This window comes from Alteromonas sp. a30, from assembly GCF_026788005.1.
In the GTDB taxonomy this organism is placed as follows: Bacteria; Pseudomonadota; Gammaproteobacteria; order Enterobacterales; family Alteromonadaceae; genus Paraneptunicella.
In genome coordinates this window covers 104,153-129,433 of sequence record NZ_JABEPE010000014.1, presented here as the reverse complement: position 1 = coordinate 129,433, position 25,281 = coordinate 104,153, and the positions used below count along the sequence as shown (strand labels likewise).

Annotated in this window: 24 protein-coding genes; 9 read left to right on the top strand and 15 right to left on the bottom strand. The window is 41.4% G+C overall.

From position 1 onward, the window contains the following. Positions 1 to 350 precede the first annotated feature (350 nt). Positions 351 to 806 carry an RNA recognition motif domain-containing protein gene (locus HJG39_RS14130; RefSeq protein WP_268410020.1) on the top strand — a complete coding sequence of 152 codons (456 nt, stop codon included), beginning with the start codon at positions 351 to 353 and terminating at the stop codon, positions 804 to 806. A 99-nt stretch (positions 807 to 905) separates the two neighbouring features. Here HJG39_RS14130 and HJG39_RS14125 read toward each other — a convergent pair whose 3' ends face one another. Then, a complete protein-coding gene (locus tag HJG39_RS14125) occupies positions 906 to 2,231 on the bottom strand; it encodes a DUF5610 domain-containing protein (RefSeq protein WP_268410018.1) in 1,326 nt (441 codons plus the stop codon). Positions 2,232 to 2,415: 184 nt separating this feature from the next. Between HJG39_RS14125 and trmA the strand changes: the two genes are divergently transcribed. After that, entirely contained in the window at positions 2,416 to 3,516 is a 1,101-nt protein-coding gene (trmA, locus tag HJG39_RS14120; RefSeq protein WP_268410017.1) for a tRNA (uridine(54)-C5)-methyltransferase TrmA, read from the top strand. Here trmA and fabR read toward each other — a convergent pair. Continuing rightward, on the bottom strand, positions 3,513 to 4,124 hold the full coding sequence (fabR, locus tag HJG39_RS14115; protein ID WP_268410016.1) for an HTH-type transcriptional repressor FabR: 612 nt from the start codon (positions 4,122 to 4,124) through the stop codon (positions 3,513 to 3,515). The genes trmA and fabR overlap by 4 nt on opposite strands. A 128-nt stretch (positions 4,125 to 4,252) precedes the next feature. On the opposite strand from fabR, the gene HJG39_RS14110 reads away from it, so the two are divergent. Together HJG39_RS14110 and sthA are read left to right on the top strand one after the other, a co-directional pair. Continuing rightward, positions 4,253 to 5,389, top strand: coding sequence for an acyl-CoA desaturase (locus tag HJG39_RS14110; protein ID WP_268410015.1), 1,137 nt, complete (start codon positions 4,253 to 4,255; stop codon positions 5,387 to 5,389). A gap of 99 nt (positions 5,390 to 5,488) precedes the next feature. Continuing rightward, positions 5,489 to 6,925, top strand: coding sequence for a Si-specific NAD(P)(+) transhydrogenase (sthA, locus tag HJG39_RS14105; RefSeq protein WP_268410014.1), 1,437 nt, complete (start codon positions 5,489 to 5,491; stop codon positions 6,923 to 6,925). A gap of 82 nt (positions 6,926 to 7,007) precedes the next feature. Here the strand turns inward: sthA and HJG39_RS14100 are convergent, their stop codons facing one another. Further along, positions 7,008 to 7,325: a hypothetical protein gene (locus HJG39_RS14100; protein WP_268410013.1), complete on the bottom strand. Its 318-nt coding sequence runs from the start codon at positions 7,323 to 7,325 to the stop codon at positions 7,008 to 7,010. A gap of 90 nt (positions 7,326 to 7,415) precedes the next feature. Between HJG39_RS14100 and HJG39_RS14095 the strand changes: the two genes are divergently transcribed. Then, positions 7,416 to 7,991 (top strand): uracil-DNA glycosylase family protein, encoded by a 576-nt coding sequence (locus HJG39_RS14095; RefSeq protein WP_268410012.1) that lies wholly within the window; start codon positions 7,416 to 7,418, stop codon positions 7,989 to 7,991. Between the two features lie 22 nt (positions 7,992 to 8,013). Here HJG39_RS14095 and HJG39_RS14090 read toward each other — a convergent pair whose 3' ends face one another. Further along, on the bottom strand, positions 8,014 to 10,239 hold the full coding sequence (locus HJG39_RS14090) for a bifunctional diguanylate cyclase/phosphodiesterase (protein ID WP_268410011.1): 2,226 nt from the start codon (positions 10,237 to 10,239) through the stop codon (positions 8,014 to 8,016). A gap of 329 nt (positions 10,240 to 10,568) precedes the next feature. On the opposite strand from HJG39_RS14090, the gene HJG39_RS14085 reads away from it, so the two are divergent. Next, positions 10,569 to 11,480 (top strand): TIGR03899 family protein, encoded by a 912-nt coding sequence (locus tag HJG39_RS14085; protein WP_268410010.1) that lies wholly within the window; start codon positions 10,569 to 10,571, stop codon positions 11,478 to 11,480. 12 nt (positions 11,481 to 11,492) lie between these two features. Here the strand turns inward: HJG39_RS14085 and HJG39_RS14080 are convergent, their stop codons facing one another. The 10 genes from HJG39_RS14080 to HJG39_RS14035 form a co-directional block, all read right to left on the bottom strand. After that, complete coding sequence (locus HJG39_RS14080) at positions 11,493 to 12,254, bottom strand: phosphoadenylyl-sulfate reductase (protein WP_268410009.1); 762 nt, start codon at positions 12,252 to 12,254, stop codon at positions 11,493 to 11,495. Next, on the bottom strand, positions 12,247 to 13,947 hold the full coding sequence (gene cysI, locus HJG39_RS14075; protein ID WP_268410007.1) for an assimilatory sulfite reductase (NADPH) hemoprotein subunit: 1,701 nt from the start codon (positions 13,945 to 13,947) through the stop codon (positions 12,247 to 12,249). The genes HJG39_RS14080 and cysI overlap by 8 nt, the downstream gene beginning before the upstream one ends. Beyond that, positions 13,947 to 15,749 carry an assimilatory sulfite reductase (NADPH) flavoprotein subunit gene (locus tag HJG39_RS14070; RefSeq protein ID WP_268410005.1) on the bottom strand — a complete coding sequence of 601 codons (1,803 nt, stop codon included), beginning with the start codon at positions 15,747 to 15,749 and terminating at the stop codon, positions 13,947 to 13,949. The genes cysI and HJG39_RS14070 overlap by 1 nt, the downstream gene beginning before the upstream one ends. A gap of 281 nt (positions 15,750 to 16,030) precedes the next feature. Further along, positions 16,031 to 16,996 (bottom strand): DUF2333 family protein, encoded by a 966-nt coding sequence (locus HJG39_RS14065; RefSeq protein WP_268410004.1) that lies wholly within the window; start codon positions 16,994 to 16,996, stop codon positions 16,031 to 16,033. An 18-nt stretch (positions 16,997 to 17,014) separates the two neighbouring features. Beyond that, positions 17,015 to 17,455 (bottom strand): copper chaperone PCu(A)C, encoded by a 441-nt coding sequence (locus HJG39_RS14060; RefSeq protein WP_268410002.1) that lies wholly within the window; start codon positions 17,453 to 17,455, stop codon positions 17,015 to 17,017. A 146-nt stretch (positions 17,456 to 17,601) separates the two neighbouring features. Next, the gene (locus HJG39_RS14055) at positions 17,602 to 17,931 is read right to left on the bottom strand and encodes a hypothetical protein (RefSeq protein WP_268410001.1); all 330 of its coding nucleotides are present in this window, start codon (positions 17,929 to 17,931) and stop codon (positions 17,602 to 17,604) included. 14 nt (positions 17,932 to 17,945) lie between these two features. Further along, positions 17,946 to 18,146, bottom strand: coding sequence for a PspC domain-containing protein (locus HJG39_RS14050; protein WP_268410000.1), 201 nt, complete (start codon positions 18,144 to 18,146; stop codon positions 17,946 to 17,948). Between the two features lie 49 nt (positions 18,147 to 18,195). Beyond that, positions 18,196 to 18,855 (bottom strand): PspA/IM30 family protein, encoded by a 660-nt coding sequence (locus tag HJG39_RS14045; RefSeq protein WP_268409999.1) that lies wholly within the window; start codon positions 18,853 to 18,855, stop codon positions 18,196 to 18,198. 440 nt (positions 18,856 to 19,295) lie between these two features. Continuing rightward, positions 19,296 to 19,424, bottom strand: coding sequence for a hypothetical protein (locus HJG39_RS14040; protein ID WP_268409998.1), 129 nt, complete (start codon positions 19,422 to 19,424; stop codon positions 19,296 to 19,298). A gap of 11 nt (positions 19,425 to 19,435) precedes the next feature. Further along, positions 19,436 to 19,708 carry a hypothetical protein gene (locus tag HJG39_RS14035; RefSeq protein WP_268409997.1) on the bottom strand — a complete coding sequence of 91 codons (273 nt, stop codon included), beginning with the start codon at positions 19,706 to 19,708 and terminating at the stop codon, positions 19,436 to 19,438. Between the two features lie 329 nt (positions 19,709 to 20,037). On the opposite strand from HJG39_RS14035, the gene nadE reads away from it, so the two are divergent. Beyond that, positions 20,038 to 22,017, top strand: a complete 1,980-nt coding sequence (gene nadE / locus HJG39_RS14030) for an NAD(+) synthase (protein WP_268409996.1) — start codon at positions 20,038 to 20,040, stop codon at positions 22,015 to 22,017. A 42-nt stretch (positions 22,018 to 22,059) separates the two neighbouring features. On the opposite strand, the gene dusA is transcribed toward nadE, so the two are convergent. Next, on the bottom strand, positions 22,060 to 23,079 hold the full coding sequence (gene dusA / locus HJG39_RS14025; protein WP_268409995.1) for a tRNA dihydrouridine(20/20a) synthase DusA: 1,020 nt from the start codon (positions 23,077 to 23,079) through the stop codon (positions 22,060 to 22,062). Positions 23,080 to 23,590: 511 nt separating this feature from the next. Between dusA and HJG39_RS14020 the strand changes: the two genes are divergently transcribed. Further along, the gene (locus HJG39_RS14020; protein ID WP_268409994.1) at positions 23,591 to 24,349 is read left to right on the top strand and encodes a hypothetical protein; all 759 of its coding nucleotides are present in this window, start codon (positions 23,591 to 23,593) and stop codon (positions 24,347 to 24,349) included. A gap of 36 nt (positions 24,350 to 24,385) precedes the next feature. Next, positions 24,386 to 25,114, top strand: a complete 729-nt coding sequence (locus tag HJG39_RS14015) for a M12 family metallo-peptidase (protein WP_268410023.1) — start codon at positions 24,386 to 24,388, stop codon at positions 25,112 to 25,114. Positions 25,115 to 25,281 lie beyond the last annotated feature (167 nt).

Below are 25,281 nucleotides of genomic sequence, written 5' to 3'. Positions count from 1 at the left end.
CTACGCCATCCCGCGTTTCTGTCAAGCGCTTTTTTAAATCTTTTTAAAAACGCTTTTCCTTGAATCGTTTTGAGACATTCCTTTTTCACTTTAGATAAGAAGGATACTTCCTGCCTTGTCTGCTGTGTGTCTCAGCGAGGCCGCGAATAATACAGACATGAATTTTTAGATCAATACCTTTTTTCAATTTTCTTTTTAAGCGCTCACTTTCCAAGCAAATTGGTTTGGTAACAATCAATATCATGAGTTATAAAGGTATTTGCACACGTCGACTGGTGTTATTTTTATATTACAGTAAGATAACTCTGCTTCTTATTTTAACTATTTTTTAACTTTACTTAGGTATTTAGATGAACTCTCCTTTAATTAAAGATGTTTCTGTGAGCATCATCCTAGCCATTATCGGTTATTTCGTTGTCGGCCAATTATTTCCGGAAGCCGATAATCCTCAATTATTCCTCGCCGTTGGTCTATTAATTGGTGGCGTTGTCGTTTCACTTCTTCATTTATCAAATAAAGGAAGTGATGACTCCAATGAAGAGACCCAAGAGACCACAACTCTCTATGTTGGTAATCTCGCTTATCGAGTTAATGAGGCAGCAGTTAGAGAGCATTTCTCAAAAGTAGGTAATGTTCGCTCAGTAAGACTCATGCAAGATAAAAGAACAGGGAAGAAGAAAGGATTCGGATTTGTAGAAGTTGATAGCGACGACGCCGATAAAATGATTTCGACATACAATGATACTCAGTTTAACGACCGCACATTGAAAGTACGTTTAGCAAAAGAACGCAAAACTGAAAATTAATGCTCCGCATCGCATAGACCGTTAAATAAAAAAGGCGACCCAAGCATGGAGTCGCCTTTTTTATTCACATCCGCTCATGTTATTTATGATAGAAACGTCTTAACCTGCATCAATGCCGCTTTCATCATTCAAAGTACTGCCATCTATTTCCTCTGGCAAATTACGGACAAGACGATTATTAAAGTTATTAAATTGATTCACAGCTTCTAATAATTCACCTGTACTCACATCTAAGACCTCATTTAACAAGCCGGGTAACAATTTTTCATATTGAGACTTATCTTGCAGTACGTCCGAAGACTTCTCTAATACAGACATCATTTCTTTTAGGTAATCAGCAATCGGCTTTATCTGTTTTGCAGGGTTTATGGATTCCCTCTCATTTTGTGAATCTTTGTATTGAGAAACAGCGCCATAAGTTTGGATGACTTGTACTTGCTCAACCTTACTTAATTGAAGGGCATAACCTGTTAGCTCTTGGTCATTAAAGCCCAAATCCAGTGCTTTATTAAATGCGCCTTCTATGTCCCCTTTAAAGAATGAATCCGTCAGCCCTTTTACATCTCCTAGGAAGTCAGCAATGGCGGTTTTCTCATCTTCATCTAAATCACCTTCAATAGAGAAAGACAAACCTCTACGCTCATAATAAGAAAAGCTTTCATTGCCACCTTTCGAGGAAGCTGAATCATCATTATTGCTGCCCTCTTCTTGAGCCGCTTCTTCTTTATCCTGCCTTTCTCTCACCGGCACTTCAGATGAAGAAAGAAGTTGCTGATTCAGCTCTAAGCTTTGAAAAGCTCCAAAGCCTATGGTGACCTTGTCTCCATCTTTAGTGAAAATCTCAACACTAGCTGAGGACTCTCGCGTGTAGCTTGCATTTAATTCTGTAATGTTCTCATCCTCAGAAACATTACCAAACACTTCACCTCGAAGCTTTTCAATGCCATCTTGAATAAGCTCTAAACTCTTATTAATGCCGTTATCTATTTCGTCATTCATAAAGCCCGTAAGATCTTTACGAGCCATTTCAACACCTTTCAAAACACCAGATGTTGCTTGTTCAAACATTCCATTTAGATTTTCATCATCGGCACCACCTTGTTTAGCGGCTTTAATAACTCCACCAACAAAGCTAAGCACATTCTTCGCAACTTCTTCGAAATCAAAAGCAGAGTCTTTCTTTTTCGAAGGCGGTTCTATATTTGGCTTACTTTGACCAATAACGACAGTTTGGTTCAAAGATGCACTTAGAATGCGTATACCAATTTCACTTTTTGATTGGGATGTGCTCAACGACACTTGTGTTTCTTGAAAACGCGCCGCCTGACGTAATCCCTCTTCCTGCAACTTTGCTTTCGAATCTTTATTCGCTAAGCTGGCCGGAGATTTATCACCCCCAACGGGTTTAATATCACCAAAATTCATGACAATTACCTCTAATACCTCACTTTTCTATATCGGCAGCAAATGTTGTTTTTTTAATCTAGATGACAAATTTTATAAACATCCTGCAACCGCTATGCGTGAGATTGACCTGACTTAGGAAAAAGCTACAATCAGCGCCCTTTGTTTATTTATACCCCAGCTTAGCAAATTGTAGGGAAAAGTTATGCGTCCTATCGATATTGATTCCTCTTTATATGAAGCCCAATTAGAGGAAAAAGCGCAGGAAATCCAAACCTTGTTTGAAGACTTTCCTACACCTCAAATAGATCAGTTTAGCTCTAAAAAGCTGCACTACAGAATGCGTGCCGAATTTAGAATATGGCATGATGGCGACGATCTCTATCACATCATGTTCGACCCCGACACCAAGGAACAATATCGAGTCGATCATTTTCCCCCGGGCTCTGAGCTTATTAATCAAGCCATGCGGCGCCTGATTGAAGAGATCCAATTTAACGATACACTCCGCCGTAAACTCTACCAAGTCGACTATTTAACGGGTTTAAGCGGTGAACTGTTAATATCATTAATCTATCGCAGGCAACTAGATGATGCTTGGCTCATCGAAGCTAAAAAACTTAAGCAGACGTTACAACAAGAAATGCATGTCGATCTTATAGGCAGAGCGAGAAAACAGAAATTGTTACTCGATCGAGACTATATTATCGAAGAACTAAACATCGACGACAAAACGTATACGTTTAAACAGATCGAAAACAGCTTTACTCAGCCGAATGCCGAAGTGAATCAAAAAATGATTTGCTGGGCAAAGTCTTTAATGAAAACCTCAGACCATGACTTACTTGAATTGTATTGTGGAGCAGGCAACTTCAGTCTGCCTTTGGCGAGAAATTATCGTAAAGTGTTAGCGACTGAAATTGCGAAGTCATCAGTCAATGCAGCGCAATTTAATATAGCTCAAAATCACATTGAGAATGTCGATATTATTCAAATGTCCAGTGAAGAGTTTTCGGAACACATTGCGAATGGCGCTTTTGAAAAGAAGATGAAGGGCATTAAGTGGCAAGACTATGACTGTAAAACGGTATTAGTCGATCCTCCCCGCAGTGGTTTGGATGCTGGAACCTTGGCATTAGTGAGTCAATTCGACAACATTATTTATATTTCTTGCAATCCATTGACCTTAAAAGAAAACCTCGATGAACTTAGTAATACACACTCACTCTGTCGTTTAGCGATATTTGATCAGTTTCCTTACACACATCACACTGAAGTAGGCGTTTTCTTGCAAAGAAAAAACTAAACATCGTCTTTTCGGACCGAAAGCTGAATTGCTCCTAAAAAAATAAAGCGCAGTTGTATTTCTACTCGATTGGAAATCAGCTTGCGCTCCACTTTATTGACATCAATTGCTTCTGCCCCCGCACTAAATACAATTCTCACCATTGCTTCGGCTTGCAATTGTGCGTATGGCTGACTAATCGCTGTATGACCCAAAATGTAATCCGTTAGTTCTTCTATGAAATGCTGAATTTCTCGAACAACCGCGGCCCTAAATGCAGGAGAAGTTCCGGTGTGCTCTCGCAACAAAAGTCTAAAAACATTCGCGTTTTCAGAAACATATTCCATGAAGGTGTTTACCGATACATGTATCACACTTCCACCTTCTTCAATGCGTGAACGTGCTTTGCGCATCAGTTGACGCAATGCGAGCCCAGCTTCATCAACTAAAGTTAGGCCAAGCTCGTCTATATCTTTAAAATGGCGATAAAACGAAGTCGGTGCAATACCCGCTTCCCTTGAAACTTCGCGTAAACTAATACTAGATAAGCTCCGCTGAGAGTCCAGCAAACGATAAGCGGCATCAATTATGGAACGACGTGTTTTTTGTTTTTGTAATTTCCGACTCAAAATGACTCTCCAACAAGACTGACATAGCTTCTATTTTAGAAAACAAAAAGTAAAGCGTCCTTGCTTGCGAATTCACATTAACGACTTTAAAATGAGCGTACACTTGTAAACTGAATGAAGTACCTTAAATGGAAAAGCCACGCTTAATCCTACTCAACCTCCTTGTGTTTATCATTATTACAGGAGTTGCATTGGTTGGAGTTCCTATTGAAGCCGTTTTTTTTGACATCGACGCTGTCGAATTAGTGACATGTGTTTTCCTAATTTATTTTTCAGGCATGTCAATTACTGCCGGCTATCACCGTCTTTGGTCTCACAAATCTTACGAAGCAAACGCGCTCGTCAGATTTATTTTCGCCGTAGGTGGAGCCATGACCGTACAAAATAGTATTTTGCATTGGTCTTCCGATCATCGTGTTCACCACAAACACGTGGATGACAACGACAAAGATCCTTATTCTGCTAAAAGAGGCTTTTGGTATTCACACATGGGTTGGATGTTAAGGGAGTATCAACCTGTTCGATACTCTGACTACAGCAACTGTAGGGATTTACAAAAAGATAAAATCGTTATGTGGCAACACAATAATTATTTAGCCATCACCCTAATCGCTAATTTCGGCATTACGGGAATACTTGGTTGGTTAAATGGCGATATTTTAGGCATGGTTTTAGTTGCAGGTGTATTGCGTATTCTTGTCGTTCACCATGTGACTTTCTTTATCAATTCTTTAGCGCATATATGGGGCAGACAACCTTATACCGATGCAAATACGGCTCGTGATAACGATGTGCTAGCTTTCTTTACTTTTGGCGAGGGCTATCACAATTTCCACCATATTTTTGAGTATGATTACCGAAATGGCATTAAATGGTGGCAGTGGGATCCGACAAAATGGTTAATTCGTGGACTCTCCTTTATTGGTTTTACCAAAAATCTTCGACGCTGTCCTGAAGAGAGAATCGAGAAGGCCAAACTGGCGATGCAACTACAACAAACTCAAGCTAAGCTCGCAGCCTTGCCATCATTACCCAATAAAGACGAGCTGGTAAAATTGCTGAATGATGAATATGAAGCATTAATCTCCAAAATGTCAGAGTTTTATAATGCTAAGAAAAACGTAATGGATATGAAGCGTAAAGCGCTGCTAAAAACTTATGAGGGAATGGAAATTACTTACCACTACAAAGAACTAAAGGCGACACTAGCTTTGCGCAAAGACAAATGGATTCAACTTTGCCAACAGCAACTACATTACGCCTAATTCATGAATTTGGTGTCATAAGCTGGAGGAATCTTCGACCGAATGTGCTAGGGTAAAGTGAATAACTATTCAGCATAAAATTAACGGTTTAACTGGATTATGACACCCAAAACTAAATCCCCAAAACGCAATTCTCGCCCTAAATTTCAATATGATGCCATTGTTATAGGAACAGGCCCTGGAGGCGAAGGTGTTGCTATGCAACTTTCTAAATCAGGGCAGAATGTTGCCGTTATTGAGCGACATAGTATGGTTGGTGGTGGTTGCACACATTGGGGCACAATTCCTTCGAAAGCTCTACGCCACTCCATTAGTCGCTTAATTGAATTTAATAATACACCGTTATTTAACGATGGTGAGAACACACAACACCTTAACTTCGAGCAAATTCTCAGTCATGCATCGAATGTCATTAGGAAACAAGTGAAACTACGTCGAAGCTTTTATGAAAGAAACCGAGTTCAAGTGCATCACGGTGAAGCTTCCTTTATTGACCAGCATACCATCCAAATTAGACGCCCAGACGACTCAGTAGACCATATCACTGCAAAGCATATCGTAATTGCTACAGGCTCGCGTCCATACACACCACCTGATGTCGACTTTGATCACCCTCGAATTTATAACAGCGACTCTATTCTCAGTTTAAACCACGATCCTCGTAATATTATTATTTACGGGGCTGGAGTTATTGGAAGCGAATATGCGTCCATATTTAGAGGACTTGGTGTAAAAGTTGATTTGGTAAATATGCGCGAGCGCCTACTGTCCTTTTTAGATGCCGAGTATTCTGATGCACTGAGTTATCACTTATGGAATATGGGTGTTGTCATCCGCCATGATGAACAATATGAATCTATTCAGGGAACGGATGATGGCGTAATACTCAACCTTCACTCAGGCAAAAAAATGAAGGCCGATTGTCTGCTATTTGCGAATGGTAGAACAGGTAATACAGATATGCTTAATTTGGAAAGTATTGGACTTCAAACGGATTCTCGCGGACAGCTTAACGTTGACAGAAACTACAAAACGGAAGTTGAAAATGTTTATGCCGTAGGTGATGTCATTGGCTACCCTAGCCTCGCATCAGCAGCCTACAATCAAGGGCGTTTTGCCGCAGAAGCAATGCTAAGCGGAAATTGTAACTCCAGTTTAGTAGAAGATATTCCAACGGGAATTTACACCATTCCTGAAATTAGTTCAGTTGGAAAAACAGAACAAGAACTAACGGCTGCGAAAATCCCTTATGAAGTAGGTCGTGCACAATTTAAGCACCTTGCAAAAGCACAGATTGCCAACAATCTAGTCGGGGGACTAAAAATTCTTTTTCACAGAGAAACAAAAGAGATATTGGGTATTCACTGCTTTGGTGAACGGGCTTCTGAGATCATTCATATTGGGCAAGCCATCATGCAGCAAAAAGGCGAAGCCAATAATATTGAGTATTTTGTTAATACAACTTTCAACTACCCCACAATGGCAGAAGCCTATCGTGTTGCAGCAATTAATGGATTGAATCGCCTTTTTACTTAAATGCTATTTTAAAAGGCATCGATTTCAGTCTAAAACAAAAAAACCAAGCCGAAGCTTGGTTTTTTATTTTTAGAACAGGAGTTTACTTGTATTCTGAAACCGCAGCAAAACCTGAATTAACTGCATCAGCATGAGCAACAACTTCAATTAACATCTTATCAGGATAGAAGCTCATCGTCGCCATAACATTTTCGCTCAAGCCATCATTTAAATTGGCGTAATCAAAAGATTGCTGCTGCACTTCGGCACTCTGTTGAAACGTATCTTGCATACACGATGCATTAATGGAGAGCGTTTCACCGTCTACACACTTAAATAAATTCTGCTTCTGATCTCTTTCACTGGCATAGGAGAATGAGGTCAAGAGAGATAATAAAGCAACTAAGACTACTTTTTTCATTAAATATACCCCTTAATAATCTGCCCAGTTATAATCACTATAACATCATAAACTGAAAATGTAACCTTTTTCGGTTACGCTTGTAATCAAATGAAGTTTAATACTAATCTACTCAACGAAATTCATCAGTGCAGACTATGCGAAGATACATTACCTCTTCCACCAACACCTGTACTTCAATTCAGCTCAACCGCCAAAATTATGATCGTTGGTCAAGCTCCTGGAATACACGCTCATAACTCACAAAAACCTTGGAATGATGCTTCTGGTGCGCGTCTTAGAGAGTGGTTGAATGTAAGTGATGAACTATTTTATGACGAAAATAATGTCGCGATAGTGCCTATGGGATTTTGCTACCCGGGAACTGGAAAATCTGGTGACTTACCGCCTAGGCCAGAATGTGCAAAAACCTGGCATCCAACTATTCGTAATCAATTACCAGATTTGCAAGCAATACTGCTAATAGGGCAATACGCACAACAATATTATTTAAAAGATAAAAAGAATCTGACGCAGCGATGTCAGAATTGGCGTGATTATTGGCCGAAATACTTGGTATTGCCTCACCCTTCCCCTCGAAATAATCTTTGGTTAAAGAAAAATCCTTGGTTCGAGCAGGAATCGCTACCTTGCATACAAGGCATTGTGACAAAGATATTATCTTGAGAATTACAAATACTCTGGCGCTTTACTGTTTTAAAAAAGCAACTAGTTCATTGTAAGGCATTGGTTTAGCGTATAAGAAACCCTGAGCTTCATCACACCCAATGTTTAACATGTAACTGGCTTGCTCTCGTTTTTCAACGCCTTCGGCGATCGTTTTTAACCCAAGCTTTTGGCCCAAAGTGATAATGGTTTCTGCAATAAAAGCAGAGTGCCCTAGCTCAATTTCATTCACAAACGCCCTATCAACTTTAAGTCTGTCCAAGGGCAATTGTTGCAGGTAACTCATAGAAGAAAAACCTGTACCAAAGTCGTCAATTGCCACTTGTACACCATTATCCTTAAGCTCCCTTAATGCCTCTACGACAATTTGAGGCTCATCCATAACAATGCTTTCTGTAATCTCTAACTCTAAACGGCCTTTAGGAATTTCAAATTGTTTAATGGTACTTAAAACCAAATCTAAGAACTTAGAATCTCTAAATTGTGGCATTGAAATATTCACAGACAAGCGAATATCACCAACTCCAAGATTATCTAACTCTCTTAACTTGCCACAAGCTTCTTCTAAGACCCAAGCACCAATATCAATTATTAAGCCGGAATACTCTGCTAGAGGAACAAAAACAGCGGGAGAAATATACTGACCATCACCAGTTGGCCAACGCAACAACGCCTCAACACCAACCACTTTTTCAGTGAGCAAATCAACCTGAGGTTGGTACCACACTTCCAGCTTTCTATCTGCAAAATCGCCTCGTAGGCGGCGAATCATATCTAGTCGCCAAGTAGTTTTTTCCTCCATTTCTGGAGCATAAAACTCATAGTTATTGGTTAGACTTTTCTTCGCGCGATTTAACGCAATATTGGTTTGCTTAAGTATATTTAAGCCACTATTTTTCTCTAACAAGTGACATAAGCCAATATAAACGTTAATCGGTAGTGTGTGATCACCGGCTTTAAAGGGCGAAAGAAACACATCATTAATTCGCTCGACACTTAGCGTTTCACTATTGCCTATCACACCAAAAACATCCGCACCAATACGCGATATTTGAGCTTCCGCCCCAAACCACTGTACAAGCCTTTCGGCGACCGCAATTAAAAGATGATTGCCAGCTTCTTGCCCCAACCCATCATTAATATCGGAAAAATGGCTAACATCGATAAGCGCCACAATGTCTATGGCTCTATTTGATGAGTTCCAATGCACACCATCCAACATTTTGATAAATTGCGTTCTGTTTGGCAACTTCGTTAACCAATCTCTAAATGCCGCATTACGCAATTGATGGAAAAGATTTACATTTTCGTAGCCTACTGACACGCTACTTAAGAAAACTTCTAATAATTGTTCTTGGGTTGTATCAAGAGGAGAGTCTAGTTCTACAAATATGGAAGCATCGTAGCCCGAGCGCCCCATAAAAAAGACACAATGTTCAGATGCAAATGTATGAGATTTATCGCGTAATGACTGGTCTATCAAACTAGAAATTGCAGGTTTTTGTAATACGTTTAGTGGTTTCCCCGAAGCCTCCGAAAAAGACTCGGTGGCACCAAGCACATACAGACCATCATCATCCAAATCAAATACTGATGCCGCTCTTGACGCTACCAACCCTGAAACTGGGCGATTTAAAATGGCACTAATTTGAGCTAAAACCCCGGTGCAAAAACCACTAACCGACTGCTCTTCTTGTAAATTCGCAGACGACCGAATAACTTTTTGTAAGCCTTTACGGCTTTGATTGATTGTTAGAATTTGTTGGTATGACCGAATGGATGAAATGATGGTTGTAACCAGTTTACTTCTGGTTAACTCTGTTTTTGTTTTGTAATCATTAATATCATATTCTTTAATGACATTTTCTTCTGGCGCATAACCCGGCTGACCCGTTCTGAGAATAATTCTGGGTTCATCCAGCTTCAATTCATCACGTAACTTCTTAGCAACTTGTAGCCCTGCATCATCAGTCTCCATAACCACATCAAGAAGAATGATCGCAATACTGCTACCATATTCTTTTAAATAATTAAGAGCTTGAGCGCCGGAATAAGCATGATGAAATGCTAATTTACGTCCATTTAAGATTAGATCGGATAGCGCCAACCTAGTGACAGAATGGATTTCCTCGTCATCGTCTACAACGAGTACATGCCAAGCACCCTCAATGGTTTCCTCTACATGTTCAACCAGCTCGTCTTCGTCAATGAAGATTAATTCATCGTTTTCATAATCACTTGGGCACATTCAATGTTCCGCTAAACTTAGAATTAGGTAATATCAACCAATAGATTATTTAACCTTATACCATAAGAGTGTGAAGAAAAACCCTCTTAATTAGTTCTAATATTACGGTTTCTTTTAGTCAACAACATAAAGCGGTTAAGGCACACTTGCAACTAATATAGTTTGAAATACTACTATCGTTTCCACAGAGGTTAAGAATAAAACCAAACCCTGTAAAATTTTATCTCGTGTGAATTTCAGTTCATAGTACAGCGCTTTAGGCGTATCATAAAAAACATCCCTAACGGGAATTTTACTATACAACATAATCGAACATGTGTGGCGAATTTATGACCAATATATCTTCAGTTAATACGTCAGTTTCCAATGAAACAGTGCGAAAAGTGGAAAAAAAGCCAACAAATTCAAGCACTAGCGTTCCTGAAGAAAAAAGCAACAAATCGCCAAATACAACTGGTGTTGTTGCTACCCGCATCACTCGCCTATTCCATCAAGCAGGGGTGACAACCTCTAAATACACTAAGTTAGATGAAGACGTTGGTAAAAAATTAGCAAGACGACGCCATGTAAAAAAAGCAAGACAATTATCAAACTTAGAGAAAATCTTGGAAAAGGCATTGGAACTCTCCATTGAGCAAGTGTCGGATGAAAGTATTGACCCAGATTGGTTCTACAGCTTTATCGATTTAGCTGAAAATATCTTTTCAGAAACAATGCAAGAAATTTGGGGCAAAATCTTTGCAGTGGAGATTAGTAAACCCGGAACGTTTTCTTTAAGAACGCTACAAACACTAAAACAGCTCACACAGCGAGATGCACGTATCTTTCAAAACGCCGTAAGTTTAACCACTAAGATGAAAGGAGAAAACAGTCCCAAAATTCTAATTGGGTACTATCGAAAACCTAGCTTTATGACCCTCTTAGGGTTATCAAGAAAAAGTCAGCAATTGAACCTAGCAGAGCATGGGCTGCCCTATCCTGATCTATTGACGTTGATGGATGCAGGGTTAATCTTTAACAGTGAGATTGAGAGTGGAGAACTTGTGCCAGGAAGGAAGAATGAATGGCGCAGTAGTGGCGACACTTTTCAGTTAGCTCCCAGACGCTCAGGCTTGTTCTTAAATTATTATAAATTTACAGCTACCGGCGCTGAGCTGGCTAAATTAGTGTCTAGCACACCAGCGCCACATTACATGGAAAAGCTCAAATTACTACTTCAAAATGATTTTGAGCTAAGTTAAAACCTCGGGAGACTAAATCCCATCTCCAAACTCATGCAAACCACATTCTCGCTTTAACCCGAAGAAACGGGTTTCTTCTTCTGTCATACCCGCTTCGAGTGGTCGAGTTGTATGCCAGTCCCCTAAAGAAACGTAACCTTGCTCCCATAATGGGTGGTAAGGTAAATCATGCTCTTTAAGATAGTAGTGAACGTCTTTATTGCTCCAATCTAAAACAGGGTAAATTTTAAATTTACCATCCGGTAGCTGCTGTAAAACACCCAGATTTTTGCGGGAATCAGACTGAGAGCGACGTAAACCAGCAAACCAGCTTTGGATACCAAGTTCTTCCTGAGCCTTTTTCATTGGCTCAACCTTGTTCATTTTATTGTATTGAGTGATACCTTCCTCGCCCTGCTCCCAAAGTTTACCAAAACGCGCCTCCTGCCATGCAGGAGATAGCGTTGCTCGGTATGTCTTGAGGTTCAGATTTAAGCGTTCCTTCAACTCATCCGCAAACAGATAGGTTTCAGGAAACAGATAACCCGTGTCAGTAAAAACAACTGGAATATCTGAATATTGTTGCGTAACGAGATGCAACATAACGGCAGCTTGAATACCAAAGCTGGAAGACAACATGATATTGTGCGGCAAGTATTCCAAAGCCCAAGCAACACGCTCTTGCGCACTCATGGCTTCTAACTGCACATTTATCTCTTCTAACTCGGCCTTTTCAAGTATCACATTTGACAGTCTTGAAGACTGAGTGATAGCTGCCGCTACTGCATTAGTCATAAAAATCCTCGGCTGAATTAATAACAGGTTTCACGACCCCTTCTCTGATCACAAAATCACCAAAGGTTTCACCCTGCTCTCTATTGTTTGCCCACTTCGCAATCAAATCATCCAAAATTTGGAAGATTTCATCTTCACCAATATTTTCTTTGTACATTTTAGGGATACGTGTACCCACTGCATCGCCCCCTAAATGTAAGTTGTATTTACCAGGGCCTTTACCGACCAATCCCACTTCAGAAAGCATGGCACGACCACACCCATTGGGGCAGCCAGTTATACGGAAGATAATTTCTTCGTCCTCTACACCATGCTTTTTCATGATGTCTTCAAGACGGGTTACTGCACTTGGCAAATAGCGCTCTGCTTCTGCCATCGCTAATGGGCAAGTTGGCAAAGAAACACACGCCATTGATGCTGCTCGTTGCGCGCTTAGTTCTTCTCGAATCAAGCCATGCTCTTTCGCAATTTGCTCAATTTTCGCTTTATCTTCTGGCGCGACACCCGCAACAATTAAGTTCTGATTAGGTGTCATGCGAAAATCACCTTTATGTACCTTCGCGATTTCTGCACAACCTGTTTTTAGCTTGCGCTCTGGGAAATCTAAAATACGGCCATTTTCAATGAATAACGTTAAATGGAATTTACCGTCTACACCTTCAACCCAACCAATGCGATCACCACGTTCAGTGAACTCATAAGGACGACTTTCTTCAAACTTCACGCCTGCGCGTTTTTCCACTTCTTCACGGAATGCATCAACGCCAACCGCTTCTAGTGTGTACTTAGTTTTAGCATTCTTGCGGTTTGCTCGGTTGCCCCAATCACGTTGCGTTGTCACAACAGATTCCGCAACAGCTAACGTATGCTCAAGGCCAATAAAGCCGAAATCGCTCGCTTTTCTTGGATAAGTGTTTTTGTCGCCGTGCGTCATAGCAAGACCACCGCCAACAAGCACATTGAAGCCGACTAATCTATCGCCGTCAGAAATCGCTATAAAATTGAGGTCGTTAGCATGGACATCAACGTCATTGTATGGCGGAATCGCAACCGTCGTTTTGAACTTCCGAGGTAAGTAGGAGTTACCTAAAACAGGCTCTTCAGTGGTTTCGACTTTTTCACCATTTAGCCAAATTTCCGCATAGGCATGCGTCTTAGGTAGCAAGTGCTCACTTATCTTTTTCGCCCACTCATAGGCTTCCATATGGAGTTTAGACTGGAAAGGATTTGGCGTACAAAGTACATTTCTATTAACGTCTCCGGCAGTCGCAATGGAGTCAATACCAACGGAATGTAATAGTTGGTGCATCTCCTTAATTTTTGGCTTCAACACACCATGATATTGGAAGGTTTGACGTGTCGTTAAACGGATGCTGCCATATAACGTACTTTCCTTAGCAAACTTATCCACCGTTAACCATTGCTCAGGAGCAATAATACCGCCAGGCAAGCGTGCTCGAAGCATTACATTATGCAACGGCTCCAACTTCTGTTTTGTGCGCTCGGCACGAATATCACGATCATCCTGTTGATACATGCCATGGAAACGAATCAACTGGAAATTATCGCCGTTGAATCCACCAGTCACATCGTCTTTTAAGTCCTGTGCTATGCTACCGCGCAGAAAGTCACTTTCAGATTTTAATCGCTCGTTATCGGAAAGCTTGCCGTCTTTATTATTGCCAGCCGTCATTAGTAAACATCCTTCTGGTATCTTTTCGCTCTGCGTAGGTCATTCACATACTGCTCAGCTTCTTTATCATTCTTGTTACCGTGTGTTTTAACGATGCTGACCAAGGCATCGTTCACGTCTTTAGCCATGCGATTGGCATCTCCACACACATAAAAGTGGGCGCCTTGCTCTAGCCATTCGTATAATTCTTTGCCAGCTTCAATCATGCGATGCTGAACATAAATCTTCTCTTGTTGATCGCGAGAGAACGCTAAAGAAACCTTGTCTAGCAGACCACTTTTCACGTATTTCTGAATTTCAACTTGGTATAGGAAATCCTGTGTGAAGTTAGGATTACCAAAGAACAACCAATTCTTTCCTTCAGCCTCTTCCGCTTCTCTTTGCTGTAAGAAAGAACGGAAAGGTGCAATACCCGTGCCCGGACCAACCATAATAATTGGTGTATTTGGGTCTTCAGGTAAACGGAAGTGTTTATTCGACTCAACGTAAACCCTGACGTTGTCACCTTCTTCAAGGTGCTTACATAAATAGCCTGATGCGCCACCTAAATGCGGTTTACCATAAGCCTCATATTCAACCAAACCGATTGTTAAATGTACCTCGTCTTCCACTTCTGCTTGGCTTGATGCAATTGAATATAGACGAGGTGTTAATGGACGTAGACTCTCAACCAATTGCTGCGCCGGAATTTCCGCAGGGTACTCACGGATAACATCAATGATTTGACGGTCGACAAGATAATCACGCAATTTATTTCTATCATCAGACAGCGCTTTTAGTTCAGCATTACCAATTGCCTCTGCATAAGCACGCACAAATCCTGGATAGCTAAGGGTTAATTCAAGCTTGCCTTTCAAGGCTTCTGCTAGGGATAAAGCCCCTTCTTTTAACGTCACTTCTGTTTCGGCTCTGTTTTTGGTCAACGCTACTATTTCATCAACCAATGCTGCATCATTTTCAAACCAAACACCTAGTGCATCACCAGGCTGATATTGCAAGCCGGAATCTGCTAGCGAAATTTCGATGTGACGAATATCTTTTACTGAATCTCGGCCCGTAATTTTCACCGAGGTTAATAATGTTGCGGTGAAAGGGTTTAACTTGTTATAAGCCGATTCTGCCGATGCCACAGACACGCCAGCAATAGGCGTCGCTGCTTGTGTGGCTGCTGACAACTCATCTTTAATAGAACTGGTTAGTTCAGTGATAAAAGCATTGGCAGATTCAAGGTAATCGACATCGCAATCCAAACGCGGTTTAAGTGCCGTTGCACCTTGCTTAGCAATGCGAGTATCAAAATCTTTGCCAGTTTGGCAGAAGAACTCATAACTGCTGTCACCTAAGGCAACAACGGCGAACTTCAAACCATCCAACTTAGATGCTTTCTTACTACCTAAAAACTCCCATAGCTCTGCGGCATCATCGGGTGGCTCGCCTTCACCATGCGTACTCACGATGACCAATAAATGTGATTCTTTTTTCAAATCCTTTGGCTTGTAGTCAGCCATGCTAACGATACGCACAGGATAGCCTTCAGCTTCAAGACGCTTTTTGTGATCTTTAGCAAGATACTCTGCATTGCCTGTTTGCGAACCGTAAAGAATCGTTAAAACTTTACTTTCCTGACTGCCTTGAGCAGGAGCACCGGCAGCTAATCCTTGTTGGGCAACCCCAAACAAGTAACCGCTAGCCCAAATTAATTGGGTTTGATCGAGGCCAGTAATTGCCTGATTCAATTTTGTTAGCTGAGTCTCATTCAACGTTGGAATAGACTGCGTAAGTTGATTGGTAGAATTGGACATTAATAACGCTAACCCTAGTTAAGAACAGCCAAAGAGTAGCCGCTCATATTAATAACTTGAAAGAATTAAATTAAATTTTTTATTACTAATCGAGATTAGGAACGAATTCTTTATACCTAAAATGTGTAGTCGGACTATACACAAACTTGATGATTTTCTCAGCAAGCTCACGATTTACCTGATAATTTTTAAGGAATTAATAAAGAGGGGACAGTGTGAAAGAAAGCAGCGGAATCAAAGCTGAATGCCGCTGCTAAAATAGCTAATCGAAAATTTAAGTATTAGCCCTGTGTGAGCAACTCAGTTAAATCGATCAATGCCGCGTTGGCACGAGAAATATAATTTGCCATAACTAAAGAGTGATTTGCTAACACTCCGAAACCACTGCCATTAACAATAACAGGGCTCCATATCGCTTGCTGGGTTGCTTCTAATTCCCGAATGATCTGCTGTAAACTTACTCTCGCATTCTTCTTTTCCAATACATCAGCGAAATCTATCTCCACCGCTTTCAAGAAGTGCAACAGTGCCCAACACGCGCCTCTCGCCTCATAGAAATTGTTATCAATTTTCCACCAACTAGTGCGAATTCGTACCTCATCAGCATTAGGTGTTGATTGACGCGCCTGTGCATCACCCGCAAGATCAGTATTCATACGCTCTTGCCCGACACTCGCGCTCAATTTTTGAGACAAGCTACCAAGGCGTTTTTCCACCTGCTTTAACCAGTCTCTAAGGTTATCGGCTCTTGTGAAGAATTGAGCATTACCCTGCGATGAGTCTGACAACGCTTTTTTATAAATCGTCAAAGCATCAATTCCGTCTTGATATTGAGATTCAGCAGATGGAATCAACCAGCTACGATGATCAATATTAAACTTAGGCTGGGCAATAACGAGTTGTGGGTTATCAATTGATTGAGACTGAGAACGACTAAAATCTTTGCGCATTGCTAGCGCCAAGTCCCGCGTCATTTCCAAAGCACCAAACTCCCAACTTGGCATATTATCGAGAAACAAAGAAGGAGGCAGTACATCATTCGATAAAAAGCCCCCCGGTTTATTTAATAATGTTTCCGCGACGTCTATGAGCGTCTGTGTAATGATCTCACCAGAAGGTGCATTTTCTTTTTTGCGAATTCCGAATGTATCCGGTTCGCTACTCCAATGCATACCCAAGCCAATTAAGAGCAATAAAATTAAAATAACTGGCATCGCTGCCCATTTGTTTCCTAGCCACTCGCGCATAAATCTACCTGAAATTTGTTAGTGATGATGGTGATGCTGCCTACCGATATTAGAACTGACCTTTGCTTCTACCTTGATTTTTTCACCGTTTTTAAACGACAAAGTAATCGGAATTATTTGATCAACAGACAAAGGAGACTTTACCCCAAACAACATAAGATGATAACCACCCGGTAGCAGCTTAAATGTTTGATTAGCTTTTATAATCAGCTGCTCTTGCTTTTGCATCTTCATGACCCCGTCTTCTAACACATTATTGTGCATCTCAATGCGCTTAATATGGGGAGATGAAGCTCCAACAAGCATCCTGTCCTTTGCGTCCGAGTTGCTCATAGTCATGTAGGCTGACGTATTTGGTACGCCTGGGGGCAATAAACGGACTAATGGTTCAGAAACCTTTATCTCAGCCATTGCATTTGAAGCCGCTAACAAACTCGCTGCTAAAATGATTTTTTTCATACTATTCAACCTAATTACCTTTCTACAGATTATTCTGCATATATCAGTCAAATGGCAACCTTAAAGCGAAGGAAAGTCATTAAATTAGTTGATTAGTACCATCGAAATGTTCGCATCCTTGCGAATATGTCCCTAATTCTAGAAGTTTAGGCAGGGTGTTTGGGTCGGTTTCTGGTAATCAAATATACCAAGCCGATAACCAATAACACCGGCCACATAAAAGACAAGCCAGCAAAAACAACGCCGAGCACGATGCTGGCTACAACAAAAATACCAAGTCCAATCACACTCAACGTAACAAGGAATCCCACAGCCACCAAGGCAACAGCAACAACTCCAACCGCAAGAAATCCTGCAATAGGGTTTAAGACTTCGTCATTAATCACGAAGGATAACCCCATCCAATTCTCAGCAATCGCACCAAGTACAAACATGGCCAACACCCAAATCGCAATAATACTCAATACCCGAGACATGATAATCCCTCCTTTTATCTAGATGGCAATAATACGACTGCCACCAAATACGCTAATGCTACAGGGACAGGGAATACAAAAAATGCAATGACAGTCAGTAGGCGAACTAACCACAATTCCATGCCAAAGTGACGTGCGATTCCGGCACACACACCCGACACCTTTTTATTTAACGTTTCCTTGTAAAGACGATTGACATCATATTGATTATTCATAGGATTCTCCTGTTCGAAATACTGATTTTCTTGCGATTTGAAGGCAGCCTTAGGCTACCCTCTGTCGCAATGCTTCTAGTTCTTTATTCACTTTCTCGTCCTTTTCTAGCGCCGCGATTTCTTGGCTTAACGTTTGCTTTCTGCCAACAAAATCATGCGCTTCCAATTGCGCTTCTAAATTATCAATGCGACGTTCATATTGGTCGAATCGGCTCTTAACATATTCCACGCGCTCTTGACGTGATACTGACTTGGCCTGCATCCGCACTTCCACATTTTGCGCTCTAGCCATAATTGATTTTTGCTTACTTCTTGCCTCAGCAAGTTTGTCAGCCAAACTTTGTGCGTCATCTTGTAATGCCGAAATCTGATTTTTCAGTTCATCTAGCGTCACTTGCACATTATCCAGTTCTTCCTGAGCTGCGATCTTCTGTTCAATTGCTGATTTAGCTAAATCCTCTCGCCCCTTCGATAATGCCAACTCGGCACTGCTTTCCCAATGCGAGACTTTCTTTTCTAAACGGGCAATTTGTCTGTCCAATCCTTTCTGCTCAGCCAAATATCCCGCGGCAACTTGACGTACATCTCCTAATGCCTGTTCCATTTCCGCTACAATTAGCGACAACATTTTCTGAGGGTCTTCTGCTTTATCTAACATCGCGTTGATATTGGCTTGCAGAACATCTCCTAATCGTGAAAACACACTCATGCGGGTTTCTCCTTTCACTGTTTCAAATAAAGCCAAGTTATGTAGAGTTGGCCGGTTTTGTTTTATTTCTTAGGTTGATCTTTTCAATTGATGTGCCAACTTTAAAAATATCTTAAATAATTGTTATTAAAGGATTTTTTAATTATTTTTCGGTAAAGGAAAAACGAACTGATAAAATCAGAACAACAATATGAGTATTTTGACCAATTCAATGGTCAAATTGACCACAACACAATCCATCACAAAAACAAACTTGAATTCGTTTAGTTCAAGGTGAATCCCAATGCTTAAATTGACATGACTAATTGAACAACAACGGTGTAATTCTTGAACCAGCAAGGCTTAGATAAAAGGATAGAGCAGCGTATAACGTCAGAAGGGATAGTTTAGATGAAATAAAGACGCGGAATTAAACAATGAAAAAAGCGGCCATCGAATGATTAACCGCTTTTGAAGTTGGGTTCGGATTGACGCCTAATTACGCCAACAACCCAGAAAACTAGCGCCCCAACTGAATAAGCAAGGCAAGGAGTAATGAGCAAGCTGAATACAGCGATAGGTTCAACCATAGTGTGCTCCCTTATTCCGTCGTTTGAGATGACTCTTTGTTCTCGTTATTAACCGCTGAAATCAACACCTCTGTTTCAAATGCTTCTTCATCGGAACTGAGATATAAACCTGCTGTTACCACTGCTTTATAGATGTTATTCGATAACTCATTTGCTGTGGCGTTCGCGGCCTGTGACACCACTTTGTCGACAACATATTGCAAGGTAACTTCGTTGGCATTCGCTTGTGTTGTTAAACCTAAAGTAGAAAGTAAGATAGCTGCAACCGTAAATTTCGTTTTCATTTGTGTTCTCCGTAAAGTCCTGGTCGGTTTAAATAGTTAGTCGTTGTTTAACTTGATTTGGTTGTAGCGATACTTGTGCCAACATTTGAAAAATATTTAACTCATTGATATTTATATGTTTTTAATTTTACTTTGTATTCAACACAAAAAGTGGTAATACGAAGAAAGTTATAAAATAGTTTATTTGACCACTCTACTTAGTGAATTTAACCACCTCTTATTTTTAATGCCGCTTTTTATTTCGAGGGCTATGTCTGGACACCAGAATCCATTCCTCAGACAATAGCCACACTTTCAACCTTATTATCCATCTCACCGATAAAATCATCATGAAAATAGCCTTATCTCAGATGCATGTGATTCCCGGGAATCGAAGTGCCAACCTCAAAACCATCCTATCCACCATAGATAAGGCCAAACGAGATGAGGTTGATCTGCTTATTTTCCCTGAGCTATGCGTTTCTGGTTACATGCTCTCTGATTGGTGGTTAAGCCCCGCGTTTTTGCAGGAAGTTCACGATTACAACGAAGTGATAAAAGAGGCGAGTGATAACATTGCTGTCATTTTCGGTAGCATCTACCAAGACAGCGACATCAACACTCGTTTGCACACCAAGGCTTATCATCCAAATAAAGATGGACGTACCCGACTCTATAACGCCGCTTGTTTTGTACAGAACAAGCAGTGGTTAAAGCGTGAATCTGTTGAGCCGTATTTACCCGAAGGCATTCAGCCAAAAACCTTACTGCCAAATTACCGCTTCTTCGATGATGAACGCTATTTCTTCTCTTTAGGTGATGTGGCAATGGATATGGGTGTCAGCATCGAATCACTTAGCCAACCATTCTGTATTAATATAAAAGGAAAAATATACAAAATTGGGCTGCAAGTGTGCGAAGATTTATGGTGCAAGGATTATCGTAAAGACAACCGAGCGCTGAATACCAGCCGCTATTTAATCGAAAATGGCGCCGACTTCATCGTCAATATTTCCGCTTCACCTTGGACCAACCACAAAAACGATGCCCGAGATCGTCGAATTCGTTTTCTGGCACACGATAGCGATCACTTTGTGCCTTTTTATTATGTAAATAGTGTGGGTCCACAAAATAACGGTAAAAACATCATTACCTTTGATGGGGGGACAACAGCTTATAACAGTGAAGGCAACCCAGTTTTACTCTCAGAAAAGAACTTCGAAAACGACTATCTTCTGGTCGAGCATGAATCGCTGCCAACGCAAACGCTCACCAGAAAAGAGCCCAGTAGCATTTCACAAAAATATCAGTCGATTATCAGTGGGTTACGTTACGTAAAAGATATGCTCGGAATGGAAGAGCACCCTAAATATGTGGTTGGTGTGAGCGGCGGTATCGATAGCGCTGTGGTGGTTTGCTTACTCGCGCAAGCACTTGGTAAAGATCACGTTTGGTCGGTAAACATGCCTAGCCAATATAACTCATCGGCAACACAAAATGCCGCGCAACATGTTGCCGATAAGCTAGGCATCAAACACATGCAAATTCCTATTCAAGAACTCGCCGATGCCCAACTCAACTTATTTGCCAAACTCGATGAGGAATTACCTTCAAGCGACTACGCACGAAAGCTCTCGGATGAAAACATTCAGGCGAAAATTCGCGGTACGTCGATATTGTCTAACCTTGCGGGTCGGTACGGCCGATTTTTCACAAACAACGGCAATAAATTAGAAACCGCCCTTGGCTACGCCACCCTATATGGCGATGTCGGTGGTGTGATTGCGCCCATTGGCGATTTAACCAAAGCAGAAGTATTTAACATTGCGCGCTACATGAACGCCGAAATATTCCAAGAAGAAGTGATCCCTGAAACCCTGTTGCCAAACGAAATATTTGAATTTGGTGAGAACGACATCGCGCCATCCGCTGAGTTAAGAGAAGCGCAATTAGACCCAATGAAATTTGGCTATCACTGTGCGCTATTGGATGCTTTTACTCACTTCAACAAAGCCAGTTGTGAAGACGTTATGCAGTGGTATTTAACTGGCACACTGGCCGAAAATCTCAACATTAGCAATGCACTCGTTGATCGTTGGGGACTCAGCGATCCCGCTTTATTTGTTGAAGATTTAGAATGGTTCGCTCGTAATGTGCAGCGTAGCGTGTACAAACGAATTCAGTCGCCCCCCATTATTGTCACCAGCCCATCGGCATACGGGTTTGATATTCGGGAAAGTCAGTTGCCTTGGCAAACCAGCGCGCGTTTTAACGACCTTAAACAACAAGTGTTGGCGCTAGAAAAGTACGCGCCAAAAAGCGCGCAATAATCTGTCATTTCCATTGAACAAAAGCCACCACCTTGTAGGTAATTAACCCACTTGGCGGCTTTGTTCAAACGCTTCCACTTTTGCGCGTGTTTGCGCCATTTCTTCTAATGCCAGTTCTAACACTCTGGCATTGGTTCCGGCTTTAATCGCATTTTGACTAAGGTAACGACGGAACACTTTGCCTCCCGGTTGACCTTGGAAAATACCCAGCATGTGTCGAATGATGTGCCACGCTTTTCCACCAGACTCAACGTAATTATCAATGTATGGGATCATTGCACGAACAATATCTTCACGCGGCATCACGGGTGTATCATCGCCATAGAAACGCTCATCAACCTGCGCCATCACATAAGGATTAGCGTACACTTCGCGCCCAAGCATCACGCCATCAACATGTTGCAAATGCTCAGCTACTTCATCCAAGGTTTTCACGCCGCCGTTAATAGAAATATTCAGATCTGGGTACGCCTGCTTTAGCTGATATACACGCGGATAATTAAGCGGTGGCACTTCGCGGTTTTCCTTTGGAGATAACCCTTTAAGCCATGCTTTTCTGGCATGAACGATAAAGGTATCGCAACCCGCATCAGCCACAACTTGAATGAAATCTTGCAACCCTTGGTAGTCGTCCATTTCATCAATGCCAATGCGGCACTTCACCGTCACCGGAATGCTGACCTTCTCCTGCATGGATTTTACACATTGCGCCACCGTTTGTGGCTCAGCCATTAGGCACGCACCAAAACGGCCATTTTGCACACGATCAGACGGGCAACCTACGTTAATATTGACTTCGTCGTAACCAAGCGCTTCGGCTCTTAGCGCGCACTCCGCCATTTCATCGGGCTGACTTCCCCCCAATTGCAAAGCAACCGGATGCTCTTCTTGGTTGTAACCCAAAAAATCACCTTTACCGTGAATAATGGCACCGGTTGTCACCATTTCGGTATAAAGCAAGGCATTACGTGAAAGCAAACGCAAGAAGTAACGGCAATGACGGTCAGTCCAATCCAGCATGGGCGCAACGGAAAATTGGCGATCTATTTTAGCGTTTGACAAAGTGGGTTAACCTCTTGAAATGAATTACTTTTTAGCACTGCGCTGCAATAAAAATAACATGACAACATAAATTTCCAGCCCACAATCGTATTTTTAGGGAAACAAATACCAACATTTAGCAAGAAACATTTCTATTCTGCACAGCTTTAAACGCACTAATTATATCATAGCCAAATAGAGCATCAGCCTTTTATTGTGGCGTGATCAGCCTGAGTCTAAATCATTTTTTATGGAGATGGTGTGACCCAAAGCCGTTAATAACATCAATCTTCTCCAAAGGTAATTCACTTACATTTTAATTACACTTTTTTACACAATGAAAACCCTTTCATAAAAGTCACTTTTTAGACTCCAAAAGAGAACATAAAAACCATTTAAAGTGCATCTAACATTCCTTTAATCTATATCTTATATTTTTACCTCATAAAGCACCCTTTTGGAGTATTTTTAATACCTTTACTTTTCACATTTACAAATATAACTTCTAGGCAAAACAACTTCGAGATCCACCATGAAGAAGGCCACTTTTTTATCTATCACCGCCATTATTGGCGTGGTTGCTCTATTCTATATCTTCAGCGAAGATAATACGCCAACAGCAACCCCATCTAACTCTACAACCTCTGAAAACTCCGACTCTCATCACAACGGAGAATCCAGTCATCAATCTGGCGTTATTGCCTTGAATAAAGACGGAATTCCTAAGCATCTATCTTCTGGCGTTGACATGATTACTCACGATTCCCCTTCAACAAAAGAGGTATCTACATGGAATACAGAAAAAGACACTATTGTCTGGCAGCGCTCAGAAGAAGGAGAAAATATTCTCAAAGAGGAGGGACATATTCCGGGTGATGTTAATAATGAAGTCTATCTAGAACTGGATATCAAAGAATTAAAAAGTGTAGAGGTTGGTGAATATTTGGATCTTTACATTCCGCAAATTGAAGGCAGTTACACCGGTGAAGTAGATTACATCACTGAACACCCCAACGGGGATCGCACCGTTGAAGCACATATTCCGGGCGCCGGAGACTTATTTAGTGCCGTAATCACCATTGGTGAAAAAGCAGTTTACGGCACCTTAGGTACTCAAGCAGATACCTACATTATGGAAGGTAATGGGAAGTACGCATGGATAGCTTCTAAGTCCGACTTAGTGGCTAAACATAGTCAGACCCATGTTGATGCCATCCACCCATCAAAACAAAAAACAACAATAAATGGGGAAGACTTAGCAATAAGCCTTGAAACCCCCGCTAAACCATAACAACGACTTTTCAGGAGTTAAACAATGTTTACCAAAATGAAAGCCACTCTATGCGCGTCAGCAGTTGCTTTATCTTGCGCAGCGCAAGCAGAAACGATTGATGTAGCCGTGCTTTACACAACACCAGCGGCAAACGCAACTGGCAGCATTAGCACTAAAATCAACCAATACATTTCTCATGCAAACCGCATCTATAGAAATAACGGGCTGAACATCACACTGCGTAACGTCGCGTCTGCATCAGCAAGCAGCTCAAATTTAACACCGACAGAAAGCACATTAAACGCGCTAACTAATTCTTCAAGCATTCAAAATTACCGTGCTAGCAATCGTGCAGACATGGTTGTGCTTTTGGGAACAGCTGAGCGCCTTTCTAATGGTACAGTGTGTGGTATTGGTTGGGTTGGTCAAGGTAGCAATGGCTCATTGTCTAGCCAAAGCCGTAACCTAATGTATAGCATCTCTGCTGTAGACTGCGGTGCGACAACATTTGTACATGAATTAGGCCACAATATGGGCTTGGGTCACTCTGTACGTCAAGGCAGCCGTGGCGGAGTTTATGCTGATGGTGTTGGTCATGGCGTTGACAACAGTTTCTCTACTATCATGGCTTACCCACAAGCCTTTGGTAGCGCTTCACGTTTAGACTACTTCTCAGATCCGAACTTCAACGGTTGTAATGGTCAACCTTGTGGCGTATTCGGTCAATCCAACTCTTGGAAAACATTAAATGCCGTTCGTGACGACGTTTCTCGCTTCTACTAAGCGAAACTAGTCAAAAACGACCTGAGGCATGGGTGTCGATCCGCTCATGCCTATTTTTACTCTATTTTATTCAACTTCCTCATTTCCCTTTCTAACAGAATCCTCTTACTATGGTGGTTAACCTGACCAAGATGGTCGGAGATAGGGCACTTCAATGTTCGAATGAC